Source organism: Arcobacter siniprincipis (SeqCode), assembly GCF_048571125.1.
GTDB lineage: Bacteria > Campylobacterota > Campylobacteria > Campylobacterales > Arcobacteraceae > Arcobacter > Arcobacter siniprincipis.
In genome coordinates this window covers 2,801,374-2,827,737 of sequence record NZ_CP182343.1, presented here as the reverse complement: position 1 = coordinate 2,827,737, position 26,364 = coordinate 2,801,374, and the positions used below count along the sequence as shown (strand labels likewise).

At 28.8% G+C, this 26,364-nt stretch carries 34 protein-coding genes; 11 read left to right on the top strand and 23 right to left on the bottom strand.

Translation table 11 applies throughout. The features are described from left to right. Window positions 1-16 precede the first annotated feature (16 nt). The 6 genes from ACNI3D_RS14390 (at window position 17) to ACNI3D_RS14365 (ending at window position 4,592) form a co-directional block, all read left to right on the top strand. Window positions 17-832 carry a transporter substrate-binding domain-containing protein gene (locus ACNI3D_RS14390; protein WP_419767483.1) on the top strand — a complete coding sequence of 272 codons (816 nt, stop codon included), beginning with the start codon at window positions 17-19 and terminating at the stop codon, window positions 830-832. Between the two features lie 3 nt (window positions 833-835). Continuing rightward, on the top strand, window positions 836-1,801 hold the full coding sequence (locus ACNI3D_RS14385; RefSeq protein WP_129099626.1) for an amino acid ABC transporter permease: 966 nt from the start codon (window positions 836-838) through the stop codon (window positions 1,799-1,801). Further along, window positions 1,802-2,431, top strand: a complete 630-nt coding sequence (locus ACNI3D_RS14380) for a MarC family protein (protein ID WP_129099627.1) — start codon at window positions 1,802-1,804, stop codon at window positions 2,429-2,431. Next, window positions 2,431-3,048 (top strand): LysE/ArgO family amino acid transporter, encoded by a 618-nt coding sequence (locus tag ACNI3D_RS14375; RefSeq protein WP_129099628.1) that lies wholly within the window; start codon window positions 2,431-2,433, stop codon window positions 3,046-3,048. The genes ACNI3D_RS14380 and ACNI3D_RS14375 overlap by 1 nt, the downstream gene beginning before the upstream one ends. Window positions 3,049-3,134: 86 nt before the next feature. Continuing rightward, window positions 3,135-3,998, top strand: a complete 864-nt coding sequence (locus ACNI3D_RS14370; RefSeq protein ID WP_129099629.1) for a thymidylate synthase — start codon at window positions 3,135-3,137, stop codon at window positions 3,996-3,998. Window positions 3,999-4,088: 90 nt separating this feature from the next. After that, complete coding sequence (locus ACNI3D_RS14365) at window positions 4,089-4,592, top strand: dihydrofolate reductase (RefSeq protein ID WP_258238609.1); 504 nt, start codon at window positions 4,089-4,091, stop codon at window positions 4,590-4,592. Here ACNI3D_RS14365 and ACNI3D_RS14360 read toward each other — a convergent pair whose 3' ends face one another. The 3 genes from ACNI3D_RS14360 to ACNI3D_RS14350 form a co-directional block, all read right to left on the bottom strand. After that, window positions 4,593-5,156 (bottom strand): HPP family protein, encoded by a 564-nt coding sequence (locus ACNI3D_RS14360; RefSeq protein WP_129099630.1) that lies wholly within the window; start codon window positions 5,154-5,156, stop codon window positions 4,593-4,595. 68 nt (window positions 5,157-5,224) lie between these two features. Further along, window positions 5,225-5,440, bottom strand: coding sequence for a tautomerase family protein (locus tag ACNI3D_RS14355; RefSeq protein WP_129099631.1), 216 nt, complete (start codon window positions 5,438-5,440; stop codon window positions 5,225-5,227). An 81-nt stretch (window positions 5,441-5,521) separates the two neighbouring features. Continuing rightward, a complete protein-coding gene (locus ACNI3D_RS14350) occupies window positions 5,522-6,706 on the bottom strand; it encodes a YbfB/YjiJ family MFS transporter (protein WP_419767482.1) in 1,185 nt (394 codons plus the stop codon). Between the two features lie 89 nt (window positions 6,707-6,795). Between ACNI3D_RS14350 and ACNI3D_RS14345 the strand changes: the two genes are divergently transcribed. Then, window positions 6,796-7,623 (top strand): LysR family transcriptional regulator, encoded by an 828-nt coding sequence (locus tag ACNI3D_RS14345; protein WP_419767481.1) that lies wholly within the window; start codon window positions 6,796-6,798, stop codon window positions 7,621-7,623. 20 nt (window positions 7,624-7,643) lie between these two features. Here the strand turns inward: ACNI3D_RS14345 and ACNI3D_RS14340 are convergent, their stop codons facing one another. Next, a complete protein-coding gene (locus ACNI3D_RS14340) occupies window positions 7,644-8,756 on the bottom strand; it encodes a glycosyltransferase (RefSeq protein WP_419767480.1) in 1,113 nt (370 codons plus the stop codon). Between the two features lie 136 nt (window positions 8,757-8,892). Here ACNI3D_RS14340 and ACNI3D_RS14335 point away from each other — a divergent pair, with 136 nt between their 5' ends. Next, a complete protein-coding gene (locus tag ACNI3D_RS14335; protein ID WP_129099635.1) occupies window positions 8,893-9,267 on the top strand; it encodes an acyl-CoA thioesterase in 375 nt (124 codons plus the stop codon). Between the two features lie 4 nt (window positions 9,268-9,271). Here the strand turns inward: ACNI3D_RS14335 and ygiD are convergent, their stop codons facing one another. The 6 genes from ygiD to sucC form a co-directional block, all read right to left on the bottom strand. Then, window positions 9,272-10,138 (bottom strand): 4,5-DOPA-extradiol-dioxygenase, encoded by an 867-nt coding sequence (gene ygiD, locus ACNI3D_RS14330; protein WP_419767479.1) that lies wholly within the window; start codon window positions 10,136-10,138, stop codon window positions 9,272-9,274. Between the two features lie 86 nt (window positions 10,139-10,224). Further along, window positions 10,225-10,659 (bottom strand): hypothetical protein, encoded by a 435-nt coding sequence (locus ACNI3D_RS14325; protein ID WP_419767478.1) that lies wholly within the window; start codon window positions 10,657-10,659, stop codon window positions 10,225-10,227. Between the two features lie 132 nt (window positions 10,660-10,791). Next, entirely contained in the window at window positions 10,792-12,900 is a 2,109-nt protein-coding gene (locus ACNI3D_RS14320; protein WP_419767477.1) for a helix-hairpin-helix domain-containing protein, read from the bottom strand. After that, entirely contained in the window at window positions 12,893-13,627 is a 735-nt protein-coding gene (locus ACNI3D_RS14315) for a phytanoyl-CoA dioxygenase family protein (protein WP_419767476.1), read from the bottom strand. Before ACNI3D_RS14315 ends, ACNI3D_RS14320 begins: the two co-directional genes overlap by 8 nt. Before the next feature lie 13 nt (window positions 13,628-13,640). Continuing rightward, complete coding sequence (gene sucD, locus ACNI3D_RS14310; RefSeq protein WP_129099640.1) at window positions 13,641-14,513, bottom strand: succinate--CoA ligase subunit alpha; 873 nt, start codon at window positions 14,511-14,513, stop codon at window positions 13,641-13,643. After that, window positions 14,513-15,685, bottom strand: coding sequence for an ADP-forming succinate--CoA ligase subunit beta (gene sucC / locus ACNI3D_RS14305; RefSeq protein WP_129099641.1), 1,173 nt, complete (start codon window positions 15,683-15,685; stop codon window positions 14,513-14,515). Before sucC ends, sucD begins: the two co-directional genes overlap by 1 nt. Before the next feature lie 203 nt (window positions 15,686-15,888). On the opposite strand from sucC, the gene ACNI3D_RS14300 reads away from it, so the two are divergent. Next, window positions 15,889-16,332, top strand: coding sequence for a hypothetical protein (locus ACNI3D_RS14300; protein WP_129099642.1), 444 nt, complete (start codon window positions 15,889-15,891; stop codon window positions 16,330-16,332). Beyond that, window positions 16,304-16,804 carry a flavodoxin gene (locus tag ACNI3D_RS14295; protein WP_129099643.1) on the top strand — a complete coding sequence of 167 codons (501 nt, stop codon included), beginning with the start codon at window positions 16,304-16,306 and terminating at the stop codon, window positions 16,802-16,804. The genes ACNI3D_RS14300 and ACNI3D_RS14295 overlap by 29 nt, the downstream gene beginning before the upstream one ends. A 139-nt stretch (window positions 16,805-16,943) precedes the next feature. Here the strand turns inward: ACNI3D_RS14295 and ACNI3D_RS14290 are convergent, their stop codons facing one another. The 9 genes from ACNI3D_RS14290 to ACNI3D_RS14250 all read right to left on the bottom strand — a co-directional run bounded on the left by ACNI3D_RS14290 (window position 16,944) and on the right by ACNI3D_RS14250 (window position 22,036). Next, window positions 16,944-17,171, bottom strand: coding sequence for a hypothetical protein (locus ACNI3D_RS14290; RefSeq protein WP_258238610.1), 228 nt, complete (start codon window positions 17,169-17,171; stop codon window positions 16,944-16,946). Window positions 17,172-17,350: 179 nt separating this feature from the next. After that, the gene (locus tag ACNI3D_RS14285; RefSeq protein ID WP_419767475.1) at window positions 17,351-19,447 is read right to left on the bottom strand and encodes a heavy metal translocating P-type ATPase; all 2,097 of its coding nucleotides are present in this window, start codon (window positions 19,445-19,447) and stop codon (window positions 17,351-17,353) included. A gap of 4 nt (window positions 19,448-19,451) precedes the next feature. Then, window positions 19,452-19,793: a YtxH domain-containing protein gene (locus ACNI3D_RS14280; RefSeq protein ID WP_419767474.1), complete on the bottom strand. Its 342-nt coding sequence runs from the start codon at window positions 19,791-19,793 to the stop codon at window positions 19,452-19,454. Continuing rightward, window positions 19,786-20,148, bottom strand: coding sequence for a magnetosome protein MamC family protein (locus tag ACNI3D_RS14275; RefSeq protein ID WP_129099646.1), 363 nt, complete (start codon window positions 20,146-20,148; stop codon window positions 19,786-19,788). The genes ACNI3D_RS14280 and ACNI3D_RS14275 overlap by 8 nt, the downstream gene beginning before the upstream one ends. After that, on the bottom strand, window positions 20,145-20,375 hold the full coding sequence (locus ACNI3D_RS14270; protein ID WP_419767473.1) for a hypothetical protein: 231 nt from the start codon (window positions 20,373-20,375) through the stop codon (window positions 20,145-20,147). The genes ACNI3D_RS14275 and ACNI3D_RS14270 overlap by 4 nt, the downstream gene beginning before the upstream one ends. A gap of 3 nt (window positions 20,376-20,378) precedes the next feature. Next, complete coding sequence (locus tag ACNI3D_RS14265) at window positions 20,379-21,056, bottom strand: ferritin-like domain-containing protein (RefSeq protein ID WP_419767472.1); 678 nt, start codon at window positions 21,054-21,056, stop codon at window positions 20,379-20,381. After that, window positions 21,057-21,371 carry an HMA2 domain-containing protein gene (locus ACNI3D_RS14260; RefSeq protein WP_129099649.1) on the bottom strand — a complete coding sequence of 105 codons (315 nt, stop codon included), beginning with the start codon at window positions 21,369-21,371 and terminating at the stop codon, window positions 21,057-21,059. A gap of 88 nt (window positions 21,372-21,459) precedes the next feature. Continuing rightward, window positions 21,460-21,912 carry a Fur family transcriptional regulator gene (locus ACNI3D_RS14255; RefSeq protein ID WP_419767471.1) on the bottom strand — a complete coding sequence of 151 codons (453 nt, stop codon included), beginning with the start codon at window positions 21,910-21,912 and terminating at the stop codon, window positions 21,460-21,462. Beyond that, window positions 21,905-22,036 carry a hypothetical protein gene (locus ACNI3D_RS14250; RefSeq protein ID WP_419767470.1) on the bottom strand — a complete coding sequence of 44 codons (132 nt, stop codon included), beginning with the start codon at window positions 22,034-22,036 and terminating at the stop codon, window positions 21,905-21,907. The genes ACNI3D_RS14255 and ACNI3D_RS14250 overlap by 8 nt, the downstream gene beginning before the upstream one ends. 131 nt (window positions 22,037-22,167) lie before the next feature. Here ACNI3D_RS14250 and ACNI3D_RS14245 point away from each other — a divergent pair, with 131 nt between their 5' ends. After that, the gene (locus ACNI3D_RS14245) at window positions 22,168-22,563 is read left to right on the top strand and encodes a hypothetical protein (protein WP_419767469.1); all 396 of its coding nucleotides are present in this window, start codon (window positions 22,168-22,170) and stop codon (window positions 22,561-22,563) included. Window positions 22,564-22,579: 16 nt separating this feature from the next. On the opposite strand, the gene ACNI3D_RS14240 is transcribed toward ACNI3D_RS14245, so the two are convergent. The 4 genes from ACNI3D_RS14240 to ACNI3D_RS14225 are packed head-to-tail and all read right to left on the bottom strand — an operon-like array spanning window position 22,580 to window position 26,359. Further along, window positions 22,580-23,230: a response regulator transcription factor gene (locus ACNI3D_RS14240; RefSeq protein ID WP_129099652.1), complete on the bottom strand. Its 651-nt coding sequence runs from the start codon at window positions 23,228-23,230 to the stop codon at window positions 22,580-22,582. A gap of 7 nt (window positions 23,231-23,237) precedes the next feature. After that, window positions 23,238-24,350 carry a PAS domain-containing sensor histidine kinase gene (locus ACNI3D_RS14235; RefSeq protein ID WP_419767468.1) on the bottom strand — a complete coding sequence of 371 codons (1,113 nt, stop codon included), beginning with the start codon at window positions 24,348-24,350 and terminating at the stop codon, window positions 23,238-23,240. Between the two features lie 24 nt (window positions 24,351-24,374). Continuing rightward, window positions 24,375-25,574, bottom strand: coding sequence for a thiolase family protein (locus ACNI3D_RS14230; RefSeq protein WP_419767467.1), 1,200 nt, complete (start codon window positions 25,572-25,574; stop codon window positions 24,375-24,377). A gap of 8 nt (window positions 25,575-25,582) precedes the next feature. After that, entirely contained in the window at window positions 25,583-26,359 is a 777-nt protein-coding gene (locus ACNI3D_RS14225; RefSeq protein WP_419767466.1) for a 3-hydroxybutyrate dehydrogenase, read from the bottom strand. Window positions 26,360-26,364: the final 5 nt, after the last annotated feature.

Below are 26,364 nucleotides of genomic sequence, written 5' to 3'. Positions count from 1 at the left end.
TAAAAAAGGAAGAAAAATGAAAAAAACGCTTTTAGCTATTTTAGTATTTGCTACAGTTAATTTAGTGGCATCGGATATAAATTTGTGGAAGAATTCTACATTGAATAAAATCTTAGAAAGAGGTGAAATGCAAGTTTGTTTAGAACCTGGATATATGCCTTTTGAAATGAAAGATAAAAAGGGTAGAATTATTGGTTATGATGTGGATGTTGCTAAAAAAATGGCTAAAGATATAGGAGTTAAATTAAAACTTCTTCCTACAGCTTGGGATGGTATAGTTGCAGCACTTGTAACTGGAAAATGTGATATTATTATCTCTGGTATGACTGTTTCTCAACAAAGAAACTTAAAAGTAAATTTTGCAGATCCCTATTTAGTAGTTGGACAAACTATGTTAATGAACAAATCTTTAGAAGGTAAAATCACATCTGCAAAACAGTTAGATGATCCAAAATATACAATTGTTACAAAACTTGGAACATCAGCTGAAATTGCAATAAGAAAATTTTATAAAAAAGCAAAAATTGTTACATTTGAAACTGAAGCAGATGCTGTAAGTGAAGTGTTAAATGATAATGCAACTGCATTTGTTTATGACCAACCATACAATATCTTATTTATGGCAGATAAAGGTAAAGATAAATTAGTACATTTAGATGAACCTTTAACATTTGAACCTTTAGCATGGGCAATTAGAAAAGGTGATCCTGATTTTTTAAATTGGTTAAATAACTTTTTAAGACAAATGAAGGGTGACAAAGTAGTTGATTTCTATGGTAAGTTAAATGATAAGTGGTTGAAAGATACTGCTTGGTTAAAAAGAGTTCAATAATCTATGGCAAGAAGAGAATCATGGACACAAAATAAAAAGCTAGGGCATATCATTGCCTTAGCTTTATTTATTGTTTTAGGATATTTTTTATATGCAGCAGCTTCAAATATTAATTATGTTTGGAAGTGGAGTTCTGTTCCTAAATATTTTGCATATAAAGAAACTATAACAATAGAAGCCCCAGTAGATGGAAAACTAGTATTAGAAGATGGCAAATACTATATTAAGGGTGATGAAAATATAACTCTTAATAAGTTAGATAGTAGTTTTTTATTTGAGTATAAAGTGGGTGAAAATGTATATAGTGGCGATTATATTGCTACAAAAACAGTAACAAAACCAGGACCTATTTTAAATGGTTTATGGATAACCTTAAAAATATCCTTTTTTGCAGCTGTTTTAACTTTTTTTATTGGTATTATTGTTGCTTTTATGAAGCTATCTCCAATAGTATTTATAAAAGATTTAGCAACGGTATATGTAACAATCGTAAGGGGAACTCCTTTATTAGTTCAAATATTTTTATTTTATTTTATTGTTGCAAATATTTTTGAATTTGATCGTTTTGTAGCAGGGGTATTATCTTTAGGTATATTCTTTGGTGCATATATGGCAGAGATTTTAAGAGGTGCTATTCAATCTATTGATAAAGGTCAACTAGAAGCTTCAAAATCTTTGGGAATATCTAACTTTCAAGCTATGAGATATATAATTTTACCTCAAGCTTTTAAAAGAGCTTTGCCAACACTTATTGGTGAAATGATTGCTTTAGTAAAAGATTCTTCTTTGGTTTCAGTTATTTCTATTACAGATTTGACAAAAGTTGGAAAAGAGATTGTTGCAAATACTTTTTCTCCCTTTGAAACTTGGATAATTGTAGCATTACTTTATCTTTGTATAACTTCTGTATTAAGTTTTATAGGACATAGAATAGAGAAAAAAATGGCTTTAAAAGGTGGAATGAATTAATTGGAAATTTTTCAAAATTTTTTACAACAAAGTATCACATTTTTTGCAATAATTGATCCTATTGGAATAAGTGCAATTGCTTTGTCAATTCTTAGTCCCAATATCTCAAAAACACAAATGTCTACAATCGCTAGAAAAACAACTATTACTATTGTAGTGGCATTTTTTGTTGTATTGATTAGTGGAGATTTAGTTTTAAAACTATTTGGTATAGGAGAAGATTCACTTCAAGTTATGGGTGGATTGATTTTATTATTGATGGCTATTACTATGGTAAGAGGAAGTTCTTCTAATGAAAATCAAGATGGTACAAGAGATAGTAAAAAAGATGAAGAACTAGCAGTTATTCCAATAGGTATTCCAATTGCTTTTGGAGCTGGACTTTTTACTACAATTATTATTTTTAAAAATCAAGTTGAAAATACTATGGAACTTTTTACTTTGGTTATGGCTTTTTGTATTAATGCTTTGATATTTTATTTAATACTAAGAAACTCAATCTATATTAAAAAATATTTAGGTGTTACTGGACAAAATGTAGTAACAAAACTTATGGGACTTATTGTTGGAGCACTTGCCGTTCAATTTATAGTTTCAGGAATTATACATTTAGCTAAAAGTTATATTTAGTGGAATTTGATATTTTTATAAAAGGTTACATAGTAGCCTTATCTTTAATAGTGGCAATTGGTGCTCAAAATGCCTATATCTTAAAGCTTGGATTACTTAAGCAACATGTATTAAAAGCAACACTCATTTGTATTATTTCAGATTTTGTTTTGATTACTTTAGGAGTTTTTGGACTGGGTGCTTTTATAAAAGGAAACCAAACTTTTATAAATGGCATTGCAATTTTTGGAATAGTTTTTTTATTATTTTATTCTTTTAAGTCTTTTAAGTCAGCTTTTAAAAACGAGAGTTTAAAAATTGATAATGAGATAAAAACAAATCCTATCAAAGAAGTATTTACTTTACTTTTTATGTTTACTTTTTTAAATCCTCATGTATATTTAGATACAGTTTTATTAATAGGTGGAATTGGAGCTAATGTTGAAGACAACTTAAAAATATATTTTATTTTAGGTTCTGCTTTAGCTTCAGCTAGCTGGTTTTTGACATTAGGTTATGGAGCTAGAGTCTTAATTCCTTTATTTAAAAAACCAATTACTTGGAAAATCTTAGATATATCAGTTGCCTGCTTGATGTTATATATTTCTTACACATTAATAGATTTACTTATCTTTTAAACAAAATTTATTTATAAAATATATAATCTTAGGTAAAATATTCTTCAATATTTAGTAGTATATTTACTACTTATGTAAGGAACGAAATGAAGCAATATTTAGACTTGATGAAACATGTATTAGAAAATGGAACACTAAAAGAAGATAGAACAGGAACAGGAACAAAATCAGTATTTGGTTACCAAATGAGATTTGATTTAAGTGAAGGTTTTCCTTTAGTAACTACTAAAAAATGTCATTTGAAAGCTATTATTTCAGAGCTTCTTTGGTTTTTAGAAGGTTCAACTGACGAGAGAAGATTGGCTGAAATTCACTATGGTGATAAGGCAGAAAATATCATAGGCAAAAAAACAGTCTGGACTGCAAATGCAGATAATCAAGGTGTTGCTTTAGGATATGAAAATAGTGATACTGTAAAAGAGTTAGGCCCTGTTTATGGAAGCCAATGGAGAAGTTGGAAAACAAATGATGGAAAAGATATTGATCAAGTATCTGAATTAATAGAACAAATCAAAAATAATCCTGATTCGAGACGACTTATTTTAAGTGCTTGGAATGTGGCAGAAATAGAAAAAATGGCACTTCCTCCTTGTCATACTTTTTTTCAATTTTATGTGGCAAATGGAAAGTTATCGTGCCAACTTTATCAAAGAAGTGCGGATATATTTTTAGGAGTACCTTTTAATATCGCTTCTTATGCATTATTGACTATGATGGTTGCACAAGTTTGTGATTTAGAAGTAGGGGATTTTGTACATACTTTTGGAGATGCACATCTTTATTCAAATCATATAGAACAAGCAAACTTACAAATTACAAGAGAACCCTTTGCAAAACCAACTATGAAAATAAATCCAGATATCAAAAATATCTTTGATTTTAAAATGGAAGATTTTGAACTTAGTAATTACCAAGCTCATGAGCATATAAAAGGTGTAATGGCAGTATAGCCAAAAGGCAAATCATTGCCTTCTTTTGTCAAAAAGTAGATATATAAAAATGGTTCCTTTTTATTGGGAACCAATTAAAAGGAATACAGTATGATAGTATCAATGATAGTAGCTTATGGAAAGAATTGGGAAATAGGTTTAAATAATGAAATGCTATGGCATATCTCTGAGGATTTTAAAAACTTTAAAACTATAACTTCCGGGCACCATATTTTAATGGGAAGAAAAACCTTTGAATCAATAGGTAAGCCCTTACCAAATAGAACTTCACTTGTACTAACAAAAGGTGGTTTTGAATATGAAGGTGTGGAGACATTTTCTGATATATATGAGGCTTTGAATTGTGCTAGAGAAAAAGGAGAGGAAGAATTATTTATAATAGGTGGGGCTACTATTTATAAAACTTTATTTGAGTATGTTGATAAAATGTATTTAAGTGAAGTTGATTATTCAGGAGAAGCAGATGCATACTTAGAACCTATTGATTTTTCAACTTGGGATTTAGCTCAACAAAGAGATTATGAAGCAATCAAAGAAGATGGCAAAATAAAAAGCCCAGCTTGGAAATTTAAAGTTTATGTAAAAAAAGATTAATCAATCTTCTTCAAACCATTTAAAATTAAAAATTTTATGTGAATGTGGATAATGTCTATGTGCAGGGATATTATTCACAACTACTGCAATTATCAAAAGAATAAAAGCTCCAGATGCTACTGGATATAAAACATATAAAAATCCTAAATCATGTATTTGATTACTGCCAATTACAGCAATGAGGGCTGTTGCACCTCCTGGAGGATGAAGTGTTAAAGTTACTTGCATAATCAAAATAGAAGTGGCAACTGCAAAAGCAGAACAAAATAATATATGATTATGAAATAGTTTAAAAGATATAACTCCTATAAGTGCGGATAAAATATGTCCACCAATGAGATTTCTAGGTTGGGCAAGAGGAGAATTTACAGCTCCATAAACTAATACAGCACTTGCACCAAAAGAACCAATTACTAAAGTTAAATCATTATCATTTAGAATATCACTGTGAAATAAAGAGATAGCTAAAATACCTACAAATGAACCTATCCAAGACCAAATAATATTAGCTCTTTCAATAGGTTCAGTATTTACTTTTTTAAATTGTTTAAAAAACTTTTTCATATATTAATCCATTTTTCAAGAAATAAATGAATCTTAGCCAAAAGAAAAAGGTAAAAGTATGATTTAAATCAATTCTTTTTTTGCTCTTCTCTTATATTTGTAATTGTTTTTCCACCAATTGCATAATTATCAGTAGAAACCTCTTCTATAAGAACAACAGCACTTGAAGCTCCTCTTCCAAAAATCTCTGAAAAAAGTTCAGTTATACCTTTTGAAAGTTTTTCTTTTTGTTCTTTTGTTGCCCCTCCATCTTCGTGGGTCATTTTTACATTTATATATGGCATATTTATTCCTTTAAGATGTTCCCATTTTAAAGGGAACTTATATTTAATAACTTCTTTTAACAAGATTTGTAAAAAATCTTTCTATTCCTTTACTATATTTAGAATTTTTGAGATAAACAATAATACTACACCTGAAAATACAATAAAAGCAGTTAAATAAAGTGCATAAGTGTAGTTTCCAAATTTATCTATTAAGGCTATACTATATAATGGTGCTAAAACTTGTCCTACTCCATAAGCAGTTGTAAGTGCTCCCATTAGAACAACAGGGTTTGCACCTGAAAGTTTGCCTCCTAGACTCATAAATAGTGCTACAAGACCTATAAAAGTACCTCCATATAAAACACCAGATAATAGGTTAAGGTATAGATTATTTGTAAGGGCTGAAATTAGTATTCCAACTACTTGTAATAACATAGCAATAATGATTATATTTACACTTCCATATTTGTGTGCTAAATTCATCCAAATAATACAAGAGGGAATACCTGCTAGTCCAACAAGAGTCCAAGTAAGATTACCATATCCTTTTAGACCTTCAAGTGAATTAATAATATCAGGAATAAAAGTTGCTTGAACAACAAACCCAACACCTTCACAAAAATATGCAATAATAAGAAGTATTACAAAGGGTGAAAACAGTTTTATATCAAAATGGTGTTTTACCACATTTGCATCTACTCTTTTACCAAAAGATAAAATATACATAGAATAAAAAGATGCAAAAAAGGCAAAAATAGTTAAAACTAACCAAGCTTCTTGCCAAGTCCCATGGAAATAAAATACTGCACGAACAATTAAATCAGTAACTAAAATAGAAAACCCAATTCCTGAAAAATGTATCCCCATGGCTTTTGTTTTATTATCTATTTTTAGTTTGTACATTACAATTGCAGAACCTACAACTAAAGCCATAGCGGCTCCAAATCCTGCGATTATTCTTGAGATTAACCATAAAGTTTCATTATGTGTTGTAGCTAAAACTAAGGTTGTTAAAATAGATATAATCATCCCAAGTCTAAAAAACTTTACCTTTGTATATATATCTTTTATGAATACAGCAAAAATAGAACCAGCTAAATATCCTGCATAATTAACAGAAGCTAAAATACCAGCAAAACTAACAGTTAAATAATCTTCAAGCATAGGAGGAAGTAAAGATGTAAATACAAATCTTGCTACTCCCACTCCAATAATTAATGCAAGGATTCCTGCGAGTATAATAGAAGCATTTGAATCTTTATCTAAAAGGTTTATTTTTTTCAAACTCTATTCCTTTGTTTTTGACATAATATCACTAAAAATGATATTATGTCAAATAATTAATCATGATTAGTGATATAAGGAAAAGTGATATGGATTCAAACTTACTAAAAGTATTTGTAAGTGTTGCAAATAAGAAGTCTATTTCAAAAGCTGCAAATAGTTTAAAATATGCTCAGTCAAATGTAACTTCTAGAATAAAACAGTTAGAAAAAAATCTTGAATGTAAACTTTTTCATAGAGTTCCTTCTGGAGTTATCTTAACACATGAAGGGGAAAGACTTTACCCACATGCAGTAGATATTATAAAAAAAATAGAGTTAGCAACTTTAGATATGAAAGATATGCTAAAGCAAGAGCAGTTAATTGTTGCTTCAACTGAATCAAATGCTGTGACAAGAATAGTAAACTTTTTAATAAATATACACAATGAATTCCCAGATATTCAACTAGAACTTATCACAAATACAACAGGTGAAATCAAAAAAATGATAATGGACTACAAAGTAGATATGGCTTTTGTTAGTGGTGTACCTCAAGAAAATGAACTCCTTGTATTAAATAAAGTTGATGAAGAATTGGTTTTAGTTGAACCTTTTGAGGAAGTGGTTCCAAATGTATTTTTGAGTTTTAAAAAAGGGTGTGCATACAGTGATTTTGCTCAAGATTATCTTTTTGAACTAACACAAGTGGAACACAAAAAGTTAGAATTTGGCAGCTATGATACTATTTTAGGATGTGCAAAAGCTGGAATGGGAAAATCAATACTTCCTTTAAGTATTGTAAAAAAATTAAGATTTGAAGATGAGGTTAAAATTTTGAAGTTAAATAAAAAAGCTTGGGATATTCCTACTTGTTTAGTATGTAGAAAAGATAATATTCCTAAAATTGCAGACTATTTAAAAGAACTTGCGTTATAAAAATATGCAAATGCATATTTTTATAAGATATTTAATTGATGAGCTAAAGCATCAGCGATTCTTTCATAGTTTCTTATATCTAAAAGTCTTTTTTGTCCATCAATTCCAACTTGAGTGATATTTTCTTTTGGTAATGAGATTATCTCTTCAAGTTTTGTTTTAATTGAATCTTTGTCAAAGTCACAAAGCCAAGCTGTTTTATTATCATCAAAAATAGAAAGATTGTTATCATTTTTTGACATTATACAAGGAACAGCAGAAGCATAATAATCCATGATTTTAACAGGTGTTGAGGTGTTAAATAAAGCAATATCAGGTAAAATTGATAAACCAATATCAGCTTTTGCAATTAAATCCAATAACTCCTCTTTTGATGTGGCATTATTTAATTCAAAATTTGCTCTTAAGTTAGGATATTTAGCTAATAACTCTTGGGCATATTCTGGGTCTTTTGTAGAAATCATGATTTTAAAGCTTTTACTCTCAATTTGAGAAAAGGCATCTAATACTGTTTCAAATTCTCTTAATTTATCTAAAGTTCCTGCATAAAAAAATCTTTTTTCTTCACTTTCATGTTGTATATTTTCGTGTAAAACTTCTGGATCAATAGCTGAAGGAATAACAAAAGTTTTTGTTTTCACATCTTTTAAATAGTTATCTCTCATTTTTATAGTTGTTGGAAGAAATAGGTCACAATCGTTTATTAGTGATGTTTCTTGGTGTAGTTTAATTTTATTTGAGATTATATCAAAATAGCTTTTTTTGTTGTTTGCTTCATCAATTTGAAGCTTGGCAATTCTTTTTGGAAATGATAATCTAAAAGCAACTTTATAATCAAAAACGATTCTTTTTTTAAGTACTTCTTTTAATATTTTTGTATCATTTCTTACAGCTACTATTTTATACTCTTTTAAATCTATTCCATTATGTCCTAAAACATCTATAACATTTAGTTTATCTGCAAGGGGAATAATGATTTTATTATTATCTTTTCTTTCAAAAGATGCTTTATATTTAGAAAAATAGATGATATGTATTTCAAAATGTTTAGTTAAGTATTTTTCAAATAAAGGGCCAATAAAACTATTATCGCTATATTCTGTTTGGTCAGTAATATATAAAAACTTTTGCATGAATACTCCTTTTTACTTCCGAGTATACTAATTTTACATAGCATTAAAAAAGCATTTCGAAATACAGCTGATTTTTGACCTAGGTTTAATCAAGTTTTTATAAAAAATAGTCGAAAATAAGAAAAAAGGTTTTGGATTGGAATATACAACACAAAGAATGGTAACTTATCCTCATCTAAATGCTGCTGGTATTTTAGTTGGTGGGACAGCTTTATCTTGGATTGACCAAGATGCTATGGTTTATGCTGCAAATTTATTAGATACTAGTAGAATTGCTACTGCAAAAGTATCAGAAGTCGTATTTAATAGTGCTGCAAATATTGGTGATATTTTAATTACAGGAGTTGAACTAGTAAGAGTAGGAAAAACTTCAATTACATTAAAATGTGAACTTAGAAATAAAACAACAAATAAAGTAATAGTTCAAGTTGAAGAAGTAGTTTTAGTAACAATTGATTTTAACAAAAAACCAACTCCACACAAACTTTATAAAGAGAAAATGGCTAAATAATTTTTTATGAGAAAAGAACTGACCTCATAGAAAAAGAGCCTTCTTGAAATCCTTGAGCAAAATATTTATGTTGTTCATCTTTTTTTACACATCCTAAAACATATAAAAGTGGCAAAAAGTGCTCAGGGCTAGGAACTGCCATTAGAGCATCTTTGCCCATTTCTTGGTAATTTACTAAAGCCTCATAATCACCACTATCTATTTTTGAAGTTACTTTTTCATCAAAACTTTTTGCCCAATCATGAACTACATCTCTAGTACCATGCATAGTATCACTTTTTGCACTGGGAATATTATGAACAATATTTCCTGAACCTATTATCATAATCCCTTGTTTTCTTAGCTCATACATCTCTTTTGCTAATAAAAAATGCTCTTTTGGAGTCATTGATTGGGCTAAGCTAAACTCAAATACTGGTACATCAGCTTTTGGGAAAAGTCTTGATAATACAGTCCAAGCACCATGGTCTAAACCTCTAATTGGATCGTTAAATACTTCTTCTTTGAATGTCTCTGAGACATGTTTTGCAATTTTTGGGGTACCAGGGGCTGGATATTTAAATTCATACATAAATTCAGGGAAACCATAATAATCATATATTGTCTCAGGATTAGCAGCTGTACTGACAGCTGGAAACATAGTCTCCCAATGTGCTGAAACTACTAAGATGGCTTTTGGTTTTTTTATTATTTGAGCGATTTTTTCCCACTCTTTAGTAAATCTATTTTCGACAAAGGCATTCATAGGTGTTCCATGTCCTATAAATAAGGCAGGAGTTATTTTAGTACTCTCTTTTGCCCATGAAGGTAGGGTGGCAAGAAGGGTGCTAATACCAGCTAAGTAAGTAAATTTTCTTCGAGTGATACTCATATTTCAAATTATCCTAATAATTATAGTTTATTTTGAAGTATAAGATTATTTTATTAATTGATTATTAATATGTGTAAAATAGGGGTTTATACTACAAACATCAATTTTGCAAGAATGACAATTGCTATTGATAAAACTAAAGCATATGTATGAAAATAATTCATAAAAGCTATTGGTTCTTTTTTTGTGAGTTTGCAATACATAGTATAAATAACACCAATAATGATAAGAAATACAAAAAAAACTTTGATTAATAGTAAAATTTGTAGTGAAGAATTTATAACTCCTACTTCACTATTTATGTATTTACTAAACATATATCCACCAGTGAATATAAGAACCAAAACAATAAGAGGATATATTTTAAGTCCACGCCCAACTATTGCTTCAATCATTTTTGCATGTAATTCTTTTCCCAATTTATTTTTAACTGCTGGAAAAATAATTACATCTGCAAAAATAAAACCTATAAAAATAATTGCACTTAGTAGGTGTAAGATTAGTACGAAGGTATATTCCATTAGAAATCCTTAATTATAAATTAACTAGTGATAATTATAATCAGTATTGGATTTAATGGCATTGATTAGAATCAACATTTAAATTTGATTTTTCTTAATGCTATTTCGAAAATGCTCACATTTTTTTAGTATTTATTTTAAACTAAGTCCTACTTTATTTTTTTCTAAATCTATTGATATGATTTTTATCTTTTTTAGTTGTTGGTTTATGCTAAGTATTTCACTAGGGTGTGAGATTCTTTTTTCGCTCATTTGTGAGATGTGTATCATTCCATCATTTTTTAGACCTATATCTACAAAAGCTCCGAAGTCTGTGATATTTCGTACGATTCCAGAGACAAAAAATCCCTCTTTTAAGTCTTCTATTGTTTTGATATCATCTGAAAACTCTATTTCATCAAATTCGCTTCTTACATCAAATCCTGGTTTTTGTAACTCATTTATAATATCTTCTAAAAGAAGTTTTGAAGTGTTTAGCTCTTTTGTTATATTTTCAATATCACTTGTTTTTATATCTTCTATTTTATATTTTTTTTGTAAGGTATTTACTAAAGCATAATTTTCTGGGTGAATTGCAGTATTATCCAAAATAGAACTTCCATCTTTTATTCTTAAAAATCCCACCCCTTGTTCATAAGCTTTTGAACCTATACCTTTTACATCAAGTAGTTCTTTTTTTGATTTAAATTTTTTGATTTTTTCTCTATGGGCTATAATGTTTTTTGCCATAGTTTCACTAAAACCTGATACAAAAGATAAAAGCTTATATGAAGCAGAGTTTATGTCAACTCCTACTTTATTTACTAAGTCTATTGTTACATTTTCTAGTTTTGAAGCTAAATCTTTTTGATTTACATCGTGTTGGTATTGTCCAATACCAAGTGATTTTGGGTCTATTTTAACCAAAGCTGCCATTGGATCACGAAGCCTTGAAGCTATTGAAATGGCACCTCTAATTGTAACATCAAGGTTGGGATACTCTTCATTGGCTATTTTTGAAGCAGAATAAACACTTGCCCCTATTTCACTTACAACTGCAAATTTTACATCTAAAGAGTTTTCTTTTATAAAGTTTGATACAAAAGAGGCAGTTTCATTTGAAGCTGTTCCATTTCCTATGGCTATTGAGTTTACCTTGTGTTTTTTTATCAAAGCCAACAGAGTTTTAGCAGAGTTAGTAAAGTCTTCTTTTGGTTTTGTTGGATAAATAACTGCACTATCTAAAAAAAGTCCATCATCACTTATAACTGCCACTTTACAACCAGTTCTAAATCCAGGGTCTAGTCCTAAAATAGTCTGATTAACTAGGGGTGGAGTTAGAAGTAGTTCTTTTAGGTTTTTTCCAAAAAGATTTATGGCTTCATATGAAGCTTTTTCTTTTAAGATTGTTATAGCTTCTCTTTTTAAACTAGGAAGTAGAAGTCTTTTTAGTCCATCTTTATAGGCATCAAATACAAGCTCACTTGAACTATTTGCCCAAGTTGGGATTTTGTATTTTTTTATATTTTCACAAATAAAATCTTCATCAACTTCAATTTTAAAAGTTAGTTCTTTTTCATTTGTTGCTCTATTTATGGCTAAAAATCTATATGATTTTATATATTTTATTTTTTCATTTACTTCTGATAAGTTTTTATAAAGGCCATTTTTATCAAATGTTTTTGTGGGCTTAGTTTGTATTGTTCCGTAGTTTAAAATACTATTTCTAACTACTTCTTTTGATTTAAAATCATCTGCATATCTTTGGGCGATAATATCACTTGCACCTTTTAGTGCTTCATCTACACTTGTAACTTCTTTATTTAAAAAAGATTTGGCTTTTTCTTGGCACTCTTTTTTACTGTATTTTAAACACTGTATAAAGTTTGCTAGAGGTTCTAAACCATTTTGTATGGCAATTGTAGTTCTAGATGATTTTTTGTCTTTAAAGGGTGTGTAAATATCTTCTAGTGCTTGAAGTGTTGTGGCAGAATTTATATTTGCTTTGATTTTATCATCTAAGAAGTTTTTTTCTTGTAAAAGATTTAATATCTCCTCTTTTCTTTTTAAAAGTTTTAGTGAATAATTATAAATCTCTTCAAAAACTCTTAGCTCTTCATCACTTGCATTTGAAGTTTGTTCTTTTCTATATCTTGCAATAAAAGGAATAGTACACCCATCATCAAGAAGTTGTAAGATATTTTTGATAACACTTTTAGAAAAAGATGTTTTCTCTTCTAAAAGTGTTATTAAGTTATCCAAGCAATACCTCTGATACATCACTTCTTGTGTTTTTTAGAGGTTTGTTACTAATAGCTCTTGTTGTATAAACAAAAGAGATTTTTGGTTTATCTGTTATGTTTTTGCCTGCATGGTGCAAAGTTTTACAATGAAACAGAACTATATCCCCTCTTTTTAGGTTTGTATGAACTCTGTTTTTGATTATCTCTATATTTTTAGGGTGTTCATCTAGGAAGTTTGATTTTTCATCAAATTGATCTTTTTCAAGATTTAGTTTATGACTTCCTGGAACAAATTCTAAAAGACCATTTTCTATAAACTCATCATCAAGACTAAGCCAAATAGAAATCAAATCATTATTATCAAAGTGCCAATATCTTCTATCTTGATGCCAAGATGTTCTTGATGAATCCTTTGGCATCTTTGTCATTATAGAGTTATGGTGAGCTAAGGTTAAAACTACCTCTTCACCAAATAGTTGTTGAAGCATTGGAAGAGTCTCTTCATATGTCATCCATTCTTTAAAAACATCTTCTCTTTGGTAAACTTGTCTTAATCGTCTTACTGTATTTGTCTCATCATTTGCTTCTAAGTATTCAGATTCTGTCTCTATTGGTTTAATTTTATTTTTTAAATGATAATTTGCTTTTTCTAAGATTTTTTCACATAAATCATGTGGTGCAAAATCCTTGATAAGTATAAAACCATCTTTGTGAAATTGTTCTATTTGTTCTTGTGTTAATTTCATTTAATACTCACTATTATTTAGGATGAACTTCTTTTAAAGCAGCACCAATGGCAGTAATTGTTCTAACTGTTGTTACTCCTGCTCTCTCTAGGGCTAAGTATTTCTCTTCAGCTGTTCCTTTTCCTCCATCAATAATTGCACCTGCATGTCCCATTCTTTTGCCTTTTGGAGCTGTTACTCCTGCGATATAAGAAACAACAGGTTTAGTAATATTATATTTGATGTATTCAGCAGCAGCTTCTTCTTTTGCTCCACCAATTTCTCCAATCATTACGATTGCTTTTGTATCAGGGTCTTCTTCGAACATTTTTAAAATATCTATAAAATCACTTCCTGGAACGGGATCTCCACCAATACCTACACAAGTACTTTGTCCAAATCCTGCTAGGGTTGATTGATTTACAGCTTCATAGGTTAGTGTTCCAGAACGAGAAACAATTCCAACACTTCCAGCCATGTGGATATTTTCTGGCATGATTCCCATTTTACATTGATTGGGAGTTATTATTCCTGGACAATTTGGACCTATAAGTCTTGAACCATTTAAATCAACTACTGCTTTTATATCTAGCATATCAATTGTAGGGATTCCTTCTGTGATACAAACAATAGTCTCTATTCCATTTTCACTTGCTTCTATAATAGCATCTTTACAAAAAGGTGCTGGAACATATATAATTGAAGCATTTGCTCCTGTTAATCTTTTAGCACATTCAACTGTGTTGTAAATAGGTAAGTCAAAATGTCTTTGACCTCTTTTACCTGGAACTACTCCTGAAACTACATTTGTACCATATGCTATGGCTCTTTGAGTATGAAAACTAGCTTGTGCTCCTGTTAAACCTTGAACTAATACTTTTGTATTTTTATCAATTAAAATAGCCATTATTTAACTCCTTTATTTGAAAGCTCAATGATTTTTAAAGCGGCCTTATCTAAATCAGCCTCTTCATAAACTGTTACAGTTGAATTTTTTATCAACTCAAGTCCCTCTTTTGCATTTGTTCCTTCAAGTCTTACTACAATTGGAATATTTATATTCATCTTTTGGGCAGCTCCAATAATACCAGCAGCAATAATATCACATCTTACAATTCCACCAAAAATATTTACTAAAATACCATTTACTTTTGTATCAGAAAGAATAATTTCAAAAGCTTCAATAACTCTTTTTTCATTTACACTTCCCCCTACATCAAGGAAGTTTGCTGGTTCTCCCCCATGAGTTTTTATTAAATCCATAGTTGCCATTGCTAAACCTGCACCATTTACCATACAAGCAATATTTCCATCTAAACTTACATAATTTAAATCTAATTTTTCAGCTTTTAGTTCTCTTTCATCTTCTTGTGAATCATCTCTTATCTCATTCATTTTTGGTTGTCTATAAAGTGCTGAATTATCAACTACAACTTTTCCATCTAAACAGATAAGTTTATTATTTTTTGTTACAACTAAAGGATTTATCTCTACTAGTGATAAATCTTTTTGTACAAACATTTTATATATATTTTTCATTAAATCTATCATTTGAGCACTAAGGTCTTTGTCAAAACCTAAGTCTTCACAGATTTGTCTACATTGAGCTGGCATGATTCCAACAATCGGATTTATTGGATTTCTTAGGATTTTTTCAGGAAATCGCTCCGCCACTTCTTCAATATCCATACCACCTTCACTAGAAGTAATTATCATAATTCTCTGAGATGTTCTATCAACAATAAAGGCTAGGTATATTTCATCTTTTATATCACAAGGTTCTTCTATGTAAATAGAATTTACAGGTTGTCCTTGTGCACTTGTTTGGTGCGTTATTAGAGTACTTCCCAATAATCTTCTTACTTCTTCATTGGCTTCTTTTTTAGAATTAACTAAAACAACTCCACCCACTTTACCTCTTCCACCTGCATGAACTTGAGCTTTGATTACCCATTTGTTTTTTCCAACACTTCTTAAGATATCATCTAGTTGAGAAGGGTGAGTTAAAAGTTTGCCTTTTGTAGTAGGAATGTCGTATTTTCTATATAAGTTTTTTGCTTGATACTCATGTAAATTCATAATTTCTCCGAATTTTAATCATAGTAATTTTTATTAATTTAATTGCCTATTTATATCTAAATTGAAATAGAAATTTGCTTAATTGCTATACACAAAAAAAGTATAATAAAATGTTTATTTTGATAATAATTATCATAATAAGAAAAAATTAAGTTTCTTTTATTTATAATACTTGATATTGATTATCAATATAAAGGATAAAAATGAGTTTTAATGAATGTACTAATTTAATAAATTCAATACATGATAATAAAAATACAAATGAAAATTTTTTTAATTATGTATATAAAAAAATAGCAAGAAATACAAAAAATAGATTTGTGGAAAAGTATGAAGATTGTATTGATATCGTTTTATCAAACCATCCATCCATAAAAGTTATTCCTTTATGCACAAATATGAATAAAGAAAATTTATCAATAAAAAATGAAGTGAAAATTGCTTGCGATATAGTACTTAACAGCGAATATAAATATGTATATTTTGTATATCCAAAAAATAGAAATTTCAATAAACATATTCAAGTAAAAATACCATTACTTGAAGAATCTTGTAGTGAATATATGGTGAAATTGATACCTTATTCATTAAATGACATTATTAAAAAAAGGAGTTGTAGTGAAAACAGCAATATTTTATGCAAGTAGTACGGGAAATACTTCAAATATAGCAGAATTAATAGGAAAAGAATTATCAATAGATTCAATTCATGATATTGCAGATGTAAGTCTATCAAAAATTAATGAGTATGAAAATGTAATATTTGGAATATCAACTTGGGGTGATGGTGATTTACAAGATGACTGGGATGATAATTTTGAACAATTAAAAGAAGTAGATTTTTCATCAAAAAAAGTAGCTTTGTTTGGATTAGGAGATCAAGATGGATATCCAGATACATATTTAGATGCTATGGGTATTGTTTATGAACAACTAAAAAGTATGGGTGCAAATGTGGTAGGGGAATGGGAAAGAGATGAATCCTATGAGTTTGATGACTCAAAAGCTTTTGTTGATAATAAATTTGTAGGTTTGGCTTTGGATGAAGATACACAAGATGATTTGACTAATCAAAGAGTTTCAAAATGGGTATCTTACATAAAAGATGATTTTATTTAGGAGTTAAGATGAATAATAAAAAAGTAAATATAGAAAAGTTATTGAAAAAAATACAAATTTTAAAAGAAGAGGTTGGTTTAACAAATAAGAAAATTTTTAAAACAAAGAAATAAGAAAAGTTAAGGGGGTACTAATGCCCTTAGCTTTCTTTTAGTGTATTAGATTTTTTAATTTTATTTTTTGGTTGATATAGCATGTGATGCCACAATGCAAATCCGCAAAAAGCAACGCCAGCTACTACATGAACTTTTTTTGCAACTTTATTTTTCATAAACATAGAAGTTACTACTGTTGCTCCTAAAGTTGCTGTCATTCCAATCTTTGCAGCTTCTTTTTGAATCTCTAAATCAATTGGCATTTCTTTCATTTCTTTTTTTCCTTTTATCTAGAACTTTTGCAGTTTTATTTACAGTTTTTACCGTTAAAATTGCTGTTAAAGCTGTTGCAAGTGGTAGTAAAAATGGCATATTAATCCTTTTGATAATAATTATCAATATTTTATCTAAAAAAACTTAAATAAAACTAATAACTATTATCAATATACTACTATTTTACACCCCTTATTGAATTAAGCAATAATCCAATGGTTGTACCATTATGTAAAACAGCTGTCACAATTGGAGAAAATAGACCAAATGTAGCACCTGCTAGTATGCAAGAGTTGATTCCAACAGTTGCATTGAAATTGTTATTAATCAGATTCATTGTTTTATTAGCATATTCTTTTGCTTCAACAACTGCAGCAATATCATCTTTTAATAGACTAATATCAGCCGTTGCTTTTGCAATATCTGCACCTCTACTCATAGATATTCCAACATGGGCAGATATTAATGCAGGTGCATCGTTTATTCCATCACCAATGAAAGCAACTTTTTTGCCTTCAGCCATAAGTTCTTTTACAATTTTTGCTTTATCTTGAGGAAGTAGTTCTGCTCTTACTTCTTCTATTCCAATTTCATCTGCAATTAATTTTGCTTTTTCTTTTGTATCACCCGTTAGCATTATGATATTTTTTACACCTAGTTTTTTTAGTTTACTAATAGATTCTTTTGTATTTTCTCTCAATTCATCAGAAAGTCCAATAGTTCCTAAAAGCTTTCCATCGTATCCTATATATAGTAATGTCTTCCCATCTTTTAGTGAATTGTTTATCTTATCTTTATGTTCTTTGAAATCTATTTTTTCATCATCTTCCACAAAGTGTCTACTTCCAATTACTACAGCTTTTCCTTTTACTTCTGTTTTTACCCCATGTGCAACAATAAATTCAACTTCTTCATGGTGCATATGAACAAAACCTCTCTCTTTTGCTGCTTTTACAACAGCTTCTGCTACTGGATGGAAATAGTGTTCTTCAGTTGAAGCTGTTAAATTTAAAACTTCCTCTTCTGTCCAATCATCACTATAGGATTCTACAGAGATTACTTCTAATTCTCCGCAAGTTAAAGTACCAGTTTTGTCAAATACAAAAGTATCTGCATTACTAAGTGCTTCAATAGATTTTGCACCTTTTATCATAATTCCATTATGTCCAGCTTTTGAAATAGTTGATTTAAAAGCAACTGGAGTTGCTAGTTTTAAAGCACAAGAGTAATCTGCTTGTAAAATAGAAGCTACTCTTTCAAAATCCCTTGCAAAAATATAAGAAACTCCAGCAAGCCCAAGTGTTACAGGAACTAGTTTATTTGCTAGTTTATTTGCTTTTAATTGAACTGATGATTTTTCATTTAGTGAATTTTCAATATAGTGTTTAATTCTTTGAGTTGCTGTATCTGAACCTACATGTTCAGCCCAGATTCTAAATCTTCCCTCTTCAACAATAGTTCCAGAGATAACTCTATCCCCTCTATATCTTACGATTGGTTCAGCTTCTCCTGTCATAGATACTTGATTTACACTACCTGTTCCTTCTAAAATGTGTCCATCAACTGGTATTGTATTTCCAATACCAACAACTACGATATCTCCAACTTTCACTTCATTACTTTTTATTAAAACTTCAGTAACCTTGTTATCAACTATTTTTTCAACCCAAGCTTCTTCTACATTTGGTTTTGCTAACTCTTTTAATAAATCATCACTTTTATGAACAGTCGTCTCTTCAATATATTCACCAAGTTCTAACATCATATTTGTAGAGTTTGCAGCAAGATAATCTTTTCTATAAATTGAGATGGCAACAGCTGCACTTTCTAAAACCTTTGAAGTTAAACCTTCTTCTAAAAGCTCTTTTGAACCATCAATTAAAAGTGGAATAGATGCACTTGTAGTTACTCCAGCTTTTAATAAATCATTGCTAATAAATCTTTCAGAAATAAGTGCACTTGAAGCTCTTACCATACCTTTAATTGAGGGTTCTTTATCACTTACGCAAGATACACAAACAGCTTCATTTTGGCAATTACTTAAGAGTTCATCAAGTGTTAATTCTCTTAAAATAGCTTCAATTTCATTTGTAATGTCTTTACTTATTTCAAAAATAATAGAAAGAGCTTTTTTATTTATTCGTACAGTTTCAACATGATTAATTTTTTTAAGATAATTTTTTAAGATATCTTCATCTAAAAATTTTTCTTTTAACAAGAAATATTTATATCTAAGTCTTGAAGAGGTTTGGTGTACTTTAATAAATTTATTCATAGGTTTATTCATTATTCGCTTGCATTTGAGCTTTCATGTCTTCATATTTTTCTTTTAACTCTTCAACTCCTGCTTGAAAAAGTTCACTCCCTTTTCCAAAGACTTGCATAGCTTTTTCTTGGGCATTTTTATTTGTAAGTAGGTATGTAACTGCTGCACCAATTAATGCTCCTTTTACAAAATCTCCTGTATTAAATCCGTTTTGTGATTGTTCAATATTCTGTTGTTGTGGATTATTCATAAGATTTGCATTTTGATTTATATATGGATTTTGATTTATGTTAGCAGTTGTTTTTATATCACTTGGTCTGCTACTTTCTATATTTATATCGTATTGATTATTCATTGATTTCCTCTTCCAAAAGACAGTTTTCGTTTGTTAGATATTTTTTATCAAGTTGTTCTTCAATAACTTCTAGGGCATAGATTCCCATAGCTCCAACAGAAAGAGCAGTAACAGCTTTCAATAATCCACCTTTTTCACCTAAATAATTAGCAGTAGCAATAGCAGCACCAGTTGCAATTGCTCCTTGTGAAGTCTTTTTAATAGTATCTTTAATTGCAGCTTTTTTTTCTAATTCATTTGATTTTACTTTTTTATAATTGATAGCTCCGCTAATTACAGCAGATGCAATAGCTCCACTAATTACATGTCCTAGGACATTTCTTTGAGCTCCAGTATTTATAACGATCTCTTTCATTTTTCTTCCTTGTCTATTTCTTCTTTAACTTCTTTTGTCTCTTTTTTTTTGCATAAGTTATCTTTTAAGTCACTAACATTTTTTTTAGTTTTACTTATTGTTTCATTTGCAAATTCTTTTGATTTACCAACTATTTCATCTGTTTTAGTTTTTACTTTATCTGATTTGTTATAAGCAAGTACAGCACCTGCTCCTACGGCTACCCCGATTAAGAATGGTAATGGCATTTTCTACTCCTCATTTTGATTTTTTGAAATATAATTATTCATAAGTGCAATGATTGCACCACCAAAAATAGCACCACTTGTCATAGATAAATTAAGTTTTGAAAATATTTTTGTAATCGAACTTTCATCAATATTTCCTGACATAATATCATCAAGTAAAACTTGATATTCGCCAAGTTTTTCCATCATATTTTCTTGATTTACATTTGCATTTGTATTGCTTGTATAATGCATAAGTACAGCATTTCTAAAAGCTGGTAAATGATTATTAAAAGATGCTGCTTGTAATTGATAAAGTACATTTTTTATATCATCTTGAGTTACATGACTTAATAGATTATTGTACATTGCTATATTATTAATCTCTGCTGCAACTCCCATCTCACAACACTCAATAATAGTATTTGGGATTTCAATCTTTTCGTACCAATCATTAATAGGCACTTCAACTGCATATTTTTCCATTAGTTTAATCAAGGCACCATAATGTATTGCTTCTGCTTCTTTGATATTTACAAATGGTTGCACTAAACCAAATTTTTCGATTATTTTTGTGTATGTTTCATAAGCTTTATATTCATCATATACAGCAATTCTAAGTATTTGAGTTGTAATAGGTATTTGACTATTTATATCAACTCTAGCACTTAATAAAAGTTGTTCATCTATATTTGTCTCCAATTAAATAACCTCCTTTGCTAAATTATTTATTAAATCAGTTATTTCATCTATATTCTCTTGATTTATTAAATCTTCCCATGTTTTTGGCTTAAATACTTTTGGGTCATATTTAATTGTAACTGAAGCAATAATTTTATTTATCTTAATGTGTTCTATCCCAGATATTTTTTCTGGAAGGGTCTGAATATCTTCAATAGAAATATTTCCAGCAGAATCCTTTATTTTAGGATTGACTCTTACTCTCAATCTTCCTGGAGTATGTGCAATTATTGTAAAAAATTTTGCTATATTTATAATTTCTTCTGTAGTAATCAATTTTATTCCTTTTAATGATTATTATATATATAATCTTAATAATATCTTATTGTAAATTTGTAATCATTATCAAAAAAAGTATTTTAGTTTATTTTTGACAGGTCTGACATAAACCATATATTGTTACTACATGGTCTTTTAGAAGAAAGTTATTTGTTTTTGCTATTTCTAATTGTTTTTGTTCCATAATTTCATCTTCAAATTCGATTATAGTGTGACATGAATTACAAATAAGATGATCATGGTGGTTTGAATAGTCAAGTTCATAGTAGTTTGCTTTTTCAAGTATATTTAGGCATTTTATTATTTTAAGTTCTTCAAATAATTTTAAAATTTTGTATACAGTTGCAATAGAAATATTTACATTATACTGAATTTTAAGTTCTTGATTTATATTTTCTGCGGTTAAGTGACCTTCTGAGTAGTAGAGGGCTTTTAAAACATAATCTTTTTGGATAGTATTTTTTAAATTAAGATTTTGAAAGTGCTGTTTATATCTTTTTAATAAGTTATTAAAGTGTGCTTCATTCTTTTCAAGCATTGAATAGTTCTTTTATCATAACAAAAGAAACAGCTACAAAAAGTGCAGAGTAATATACTTTCCATAAATTAGCATGTATTTTTATATTTTTCTGAAGTAAAGACATCTTTTTAACTTTTTTCATTTTATAACCTTGATTATTGTTATAAAATGATACTAATTGTGACCTTAAAATAATATTAATGATACTTATTATCATTATAATTTAGATTTAAGTTTATTGTTCATATAATCAGGAAATTGGAAAGGATTATTATGCTAAATTTAACATTAATTTCTTCAGTAGCAAAAAGTGCATTAGTTGGGGCAGTTGCCACAAAATTGGTTGATACCTTTGTTTCTACAAAAATAAATAATAAAATAGAACAAAATAAATGGCTTAGAAATACTAAACTAGAGCTATTTTCAAAATTAACAGAAGACATTTTATCAATGGGTCATGAAAATGTTGATGAACAATTAAGACAGATAAATAAAACATCAGCAAAAATAATTCTATTATTAAATGATAGAAAATTAACCAATAAAATAGAAACATATACAAGTACATTAATAAAATTAAAAAGTACAAGAAGAATAGAAAGTAGTATAGATTTTGTAAATAAAGATATGATTGGTTATTTACAAAGAAATATTCGATTATATAATTAAAGGTAACTCTTTTGAGTTATCCCTCTTCAGAGTTGAAAAAGTATCCACTATTTGATGAAGCATAAATATACTGCTTTGGAAGTTTTCTTCTTAATCTTTTTATAAGTGTCCTTATTGCGTCTAAAGATGCATATTCACCTTCCCACACATAGTTTTGTATATTTTCATAAGTTACTAATTTATTTATATTCGTTAAAAAAAGATTCATCATTAAGTTTTCTTTTTTTGTAAGTATTACTTTTTCATCTTTAAATTTGATTACTCCATCGCTAAAATTAAAAGTACAATCTTTATCTATTGTTATTTCTTTTTTAGAAATTTTGCATAATTTATTAACTTTTATTAATAATTCATCAATAAAAAATGGTTTTTTTAAGTAATCGTTACAACCAAAATCATAAGCATTTTTTATTATTTCAAATTCGACAGTTGCTGATATAATTATAATGGGAACCTCTTCATAATACTTTCTTATTTTTTGTAATATTCTAATACCATCAATATTTGGTACATTAATATCTAAAATAAAGCATGAAAAACCTTCCGTAATATTTTCATATGCATCTTTCCCATCTAAAAAAGCGTAAACCTTATGGTCATTTTTCTCAAATTTCAACTTTATAGTTTCATTCAATGTTTTATTATCTTCAAGTAAAAAAATTTTCATAGTTTGCCTACTCTTTCTTTATTGGTATTTTGATTGAAAAAATAACATTATCAACATCATTTTTCACACTAATTTTTCCAGACATTTTATCTTCAACAATGAGTTTAGCCATATATAATCCAAGTCCAGTACCTTCACTTTTAGTTGTAAAGAAAGGTTCAAATAGTTGACCTATAATTTCCTCAGGAATTGGTCCTGCATTATCTGAGATTTCAATAATATTGAATCTTTCATTTTGGTAAACTTTTATTTTGATAAGTGGATTAAAGACTTTCTCATTTTCAATTTTAATTATTTTATTTTTTGCATTGTTAATTATATTTAATAGAACTTGTTTCAATTCATTTTCATAACCATAAATATAGATTTCTTCATTTACATTTTTATATTCTAAACTAACATTAATGTTTAAATAAAAAATTTGTTTTCCAATTATCTCAAATATCTCTTTTATCGCTTTTTTTATTTCAAAACTTTTTTTAACAGTTGATGGTTTTAAAAAATTTCTAAAATCACTAAGTGTATTTGACATATATTTTATTTGAACCATTGTGTCATTTACAAAATCATGCATCATATTTTCATTAATCTTATTCATAGCATGGAGCAATTCAAACCTTTGAACTTGGGCAGATAACTCAACTAATGGTTCATTCCATTGATGGGCAATTGAAGCTATCATTTCTCCCATTTCTGCAAATTTACTTTGTTGAATTAAGAACTCTTTTTCTGTGATTCTTTGAGTGATATCTGTCATTATGCAAATAATACCTGCTACATTACCTTCTTGGTTTAAACAAACAGTTTTACTTAGGTTGTAATATCTTACTTCCCCACTTTTTTTTACAAAATGAACTTCATCTTTATTTGATTTTAATGTTTTCATTATATTTGCATCAATTATTTTATGTCTTGTAACTACAGAAATAGGAAAAAAATCATAAGCAGATTTTCCTATAATATTTTCTTTTGATGTATCCAAAAGTTTTGAAAACCTAGAATTACATCTTATGAAATCACCATTTATATCTTTATAATAAATAGGATTTGGTAATGAATCTAATAAAATTTCTTCAAAATCTAGTTGTTTATCTAATTCATTATGAAGTTTTTTTCCCATAAAGTTTTCCTTGTAAAAGTCTTACTATTTTACTTTTTTGAGTAAAATAGCAGTTCCTAATCCTCCACCAATACAAAGAGAAGCCAATCCATATTCTGAATTTTGTTTTAGCATTTCATGGACTAATGAAACGATAATTCTATTACCACTCGCTCCAACAGGATGACCAAGTGCAATAGCTCCTCCATTTACATTTATTTTTTCTTGTATGGTTTGGTTGGTTAGCTTGATTTTATCTTTTAAAAGTTCAAATACTCCTAAAGATTGGGCTGCAAATGCTTCATTAATTTCTATTACATCTATATCATTTATTGAAATATTTGTCTTATTTAAAAGTTTTTCAATAGCATAAGCAGGACTTAGTCCCATAACTGATGGATCTATTCCAACTTCTGCATAATCAACTATTTCAGCTAAAGGGGTAAGGTTGTACTCTTTTACAACTTTTTCAGAGGCCAATAATGTAAAACTTGCACCATCATTTATTCCAGATGAATTACCAGCTGTTACTGTTCCTTTATCTTTAAATGCAGCTCTCAAATTAGTAAGTTTCTCTAAAGATGTATTTTTATTGATAAATTCATCCGTACTAAAAACTATATCTTCTTTTCTTTCTTGTATTGTGATTGGAGTTATTTCATCAATAAACTTTCCCTTTTCATTGGCGATTAAGGCCTTTCTTTGAGAATTTAGTGCATATTCGTCTTGGGCTTCTCTAGTGATATTGAACTTCTCTGCAATATTCTCTGCTGTAATTCCCATATGGTAATTACCGAAAGCATCAGTTAATGCATCATTAATCATAGAATCGACCATTAAAGAATCACCTAAACCTATTCCTAATCTTGCTTTCGATGAAATTAAAAAAGGAGCTTTTGACATAGACTCTACTCCCCCTGCTACAATTAGATTTTTGTTCCCTGATTTTATTTCAGATGCAGCATTCATAACAGCTTTCATTCCTGAACCACATAACATATTTAAAGAATAAGCAACAGTAGAATTTGGAAGTCCACCATATATCGAAGCTTGACGACCAACTCCTTGCGCATGTCCTGCTGATAATATATTTCCAACTATAACTTCATCAATTAAAGTATTATCAATATTTTTCACTAAATCTTTTATTACTTGTCCCGCTAAATGTCCAGGATCAATATTTTTCAATGATCCTAAATATTTTCCAATGGCACTTCTTTTTGCCTCTACAATATAAACTTTCATTTTATTCCTTATTGAATTGTATATCCACCATCCATAACTAAGGCTTGTCCTGTTATAGATTTTGCACTTTCACTTGCAATAAACATTGCATAATCTGCAATTTCATCTGTAGTTAATAACTTTTTTTGAGGAACTAAAGAAAAAATAACCTTTTCTAAGGCTTCTTCTTCACTAACACCTCTATTTTTTGCTAAATCAGCAATTTGATTTCTCACAAGTGGAGTATCTACATATCCTGGGCATAAAGCATTAACTGTTATATTGTCTAGTGCACCTTCTAATGCAGCAACTTTAGTTAATCCAAGTAGTCCATGTTTAGCTGAGTTATATCCAGCTTTACCTGCAAATCCTACAAGTCCATTTATTGAAGCCATATTTATGATTCTTCCCCATTTTTGTTTTTTCATGATAGGAAATACCTCTTTTATAGCAATAAAAGGTGCTACAAGCATAAGTTTTAGCATTAATTCATATTTTTCAGTTGGAAAATCCTCAATATTACTTACATGTTGAATACCTGCATTTGATATAAAAATATCTATTGTCTTGTAGTGTTCAACTGTCATATTTATAAGATCTTTAATTTCATCTTCTTTTAAGACATTGCACTTTATTCCAAGTGCTTCATAGCCTTTTTCTCGCAAACTATTTACTGCCTCATTTAAAGCTTCTTCATTTATATCTGATAGAACTACTTTTGCACCATTTTTTGCAAAAGTAGTTGCAATATCAAGTCCAATTCCTGAAGCTGCTCCTGTTATTATAGTAACTTTATTTTTGATCATGAATA

What these genes read in the sequence shown, in the direction of transcription:
- ACNI3D_RS14340 (WP_419767480.1), bottom strand. Translation starts at nt 8,756, where the DNA reads ATGCAAAAGTTTTTATATATTACTGACCAAACAGAATATAGCGATAAT.
- ACNI3D_RS14360 (WP_129099630.1), bottom strand. Translation starts at nt 5,156, where the DNA reads ATGAAAAAGTTTTTTAAACAATTTAAAAAAGTAAATACTGAACCTATT.
- ACNI3D_RS14355 (WP_129099631.1), bottom strand. Translation starts at nt 5,440, where the DNA reads ATGCCATATATAAATGTAAAAATGACCCACGAAGATGGAGGGGCAACA.
- ACNI3D_RS14270 (WP_419767473.1), bottom strand. Translation starts at nt 20,375, where the DNA reads ATGCCATTACCATTCTTAATCGGGGTAGCCGTAGGAGCAGGTGCTGTA.
- ACNI3D_RS14255 (WP_419767471.1), bottom strand. Translation starts at nt 21,912, where the DNA reads ATGCTTGAAAAGAATGAAGCACACTTTAATAACTTATTAAAAAGATAT.
- ACNI3D_RS14285 (WP_419767475.1), bottom strand. Translation starts at nt 19,447, where the DNA reads ATGAATAAATTTATTAAAGTACACCAAACCTCTTCAAGACTTAGATAT.
- ACNI3D_RS14280 (WP_419767474.1), bottom strand. Translation starts at nt 19,793, where the DNA reads ATGAATAATCAATACGATATAAATATAGAAAGTAGCAGACCAAGTGAT.
- sucD (WP_129099640.1), bottom strand. Translation starts at nt 14,513, where the DNA reads ATGGCTATTTTAATTGATAAAAATACAAAAGTATTAGTTCAAGGTTTA.
- ACNI3D_RS14250 (WP_419767470.1), bottom strand. Translation starts at nt 22,036, where the DNA reads ATGAAAAAAGTTAAAAAGATGTCTTTACTTCAGAAAAATATAAAAATA.
- ACNI3D_RS14230 (WP_419767467.1), bottom strand. Translation starts at nt 25,574, where the DNA reads ATGAAAGTTTATATTGTAGAGGCAAAAAGAAGTGCCATTGGAAAATAT.
- ACNI3D_RS14240 (WP_129099652.1), bottom strand. Translation starts at nt 23,230, where the DNA reads ATGAAAATTTTTTTACTTGAAGATAATAAAACATTGAATGAAACTATA.
- ACNI3D_RS14290 (WP_258238610.1), bottom strand. Translation starts at nt 17,171, where the DNA reads ATGAAAGAAATGCCAATTGATTTAGAGATTCAAAAAGAAGCTGCAAAG.
- ACNI3D_RS14385 (WP_129099626.1), top strand. Translation starts at nt 836, where the DNA reads ATGGCAAGAAGAGAATCATGGACACAAAATAAAAAGCTAGGGCATATC.
- ACNI3D_RS14235 (WP_419767468.1), bottom strand. Translation starts at nt 24,350, where the DNA reads ATGGGAAAAAAACTTCATAATGAATTAGATAAACAACTAGATTTTGAA.
- ACNI3D_RS14245 (WP_419767469.1), top strand. Translation starts at nt 22,168, where the DNA reads ATGCTAAATTTAACATTAATTTCTTCAGTAGCAAAAAGTGCATTAGTT.
- ACNI3D_RS14315 (WP_419767476.1), bottom strand. Translation starts at nt 13,627, where the DNA reads ATGAAATTAACACAAGAACAAATAGAACAATTTCACAAAGATGGTTTT.
- ACNI3D_RS14345 (WP_419767481.1), top strand. Translation starts at nt 6,796, where the DNA reads ATGGATTCAAACTTACTAAAAGTATTTGTAAGTGTTGCAAATAAGAAG.
- ACNI3D_RS14300 (WP_129099642.1), top strand. Translation starts at nt 15,889, where the DNA reads ATGAGTTTTAATGAATGTACTAATTTAATAAATTCAATACATGATAAT.
- sucC (WP_129099641.1), bottom strand. Translation starts at nt 15,685, where the DNA reads ATGAATTTACATGAGTATCAAGCAAAAAACTTATATAGAAAATACGAC.
- ACNI3D_RS14390 (WP_419767483.1), top strand. Translation starts at nt 17, where the DNA reads ATGAAAAAAACGCTTTTAGCTATTTTAGTATTTGCTACAGTTAATTTA.
- ACNI3D_RS14275 (WP_129099646.1), bottom strand. Translation starts at nt 20,148, where the DNA reads ATGAAAGAGATCGTTATAAATACTGGAGCTCAAAGAAATGTCCTAGGA.
- ygiD (WP_419767479.1), bottom strand. Translation starts at nt 10,138, where the DNA reads ATGAGTATCACTCGAAGAAAATTTACTTACTTAGCTGGTATTAGCACC.
- ACNI3D_RS14365 (WP_258238609.1), top strand. Translation starts at nt 4,089, where the DNA reads ATGATAGTATCAATGATAGTAGCTTATGGAAAGAATTGGGAAATAGGT.
- ACNI3D_RS14225 (WP_419767466.1), bottom strand. Translation starts at nt 26,359, where the DNA reads ATGATCAAAAATAAAGTTACTATAATAACAGGAGCAGCTTCAGGAATT.
- ACNI3D_RS14370 (WP_129099629.1), top strand. Translation starts at nt 3,135, where the DNA reads ATGAAGCAATATTTAGACTTGATGAAACATGTATTAGAAAATGGAACA.
- ACNI3D_RS14325 (WP_419767478.1), bottom strand. Translation starts at nt 10,659, where the DNA reads ATGGAATATACCTTCGTACTAATCTTACACCTACTAAGTGCAATTATT.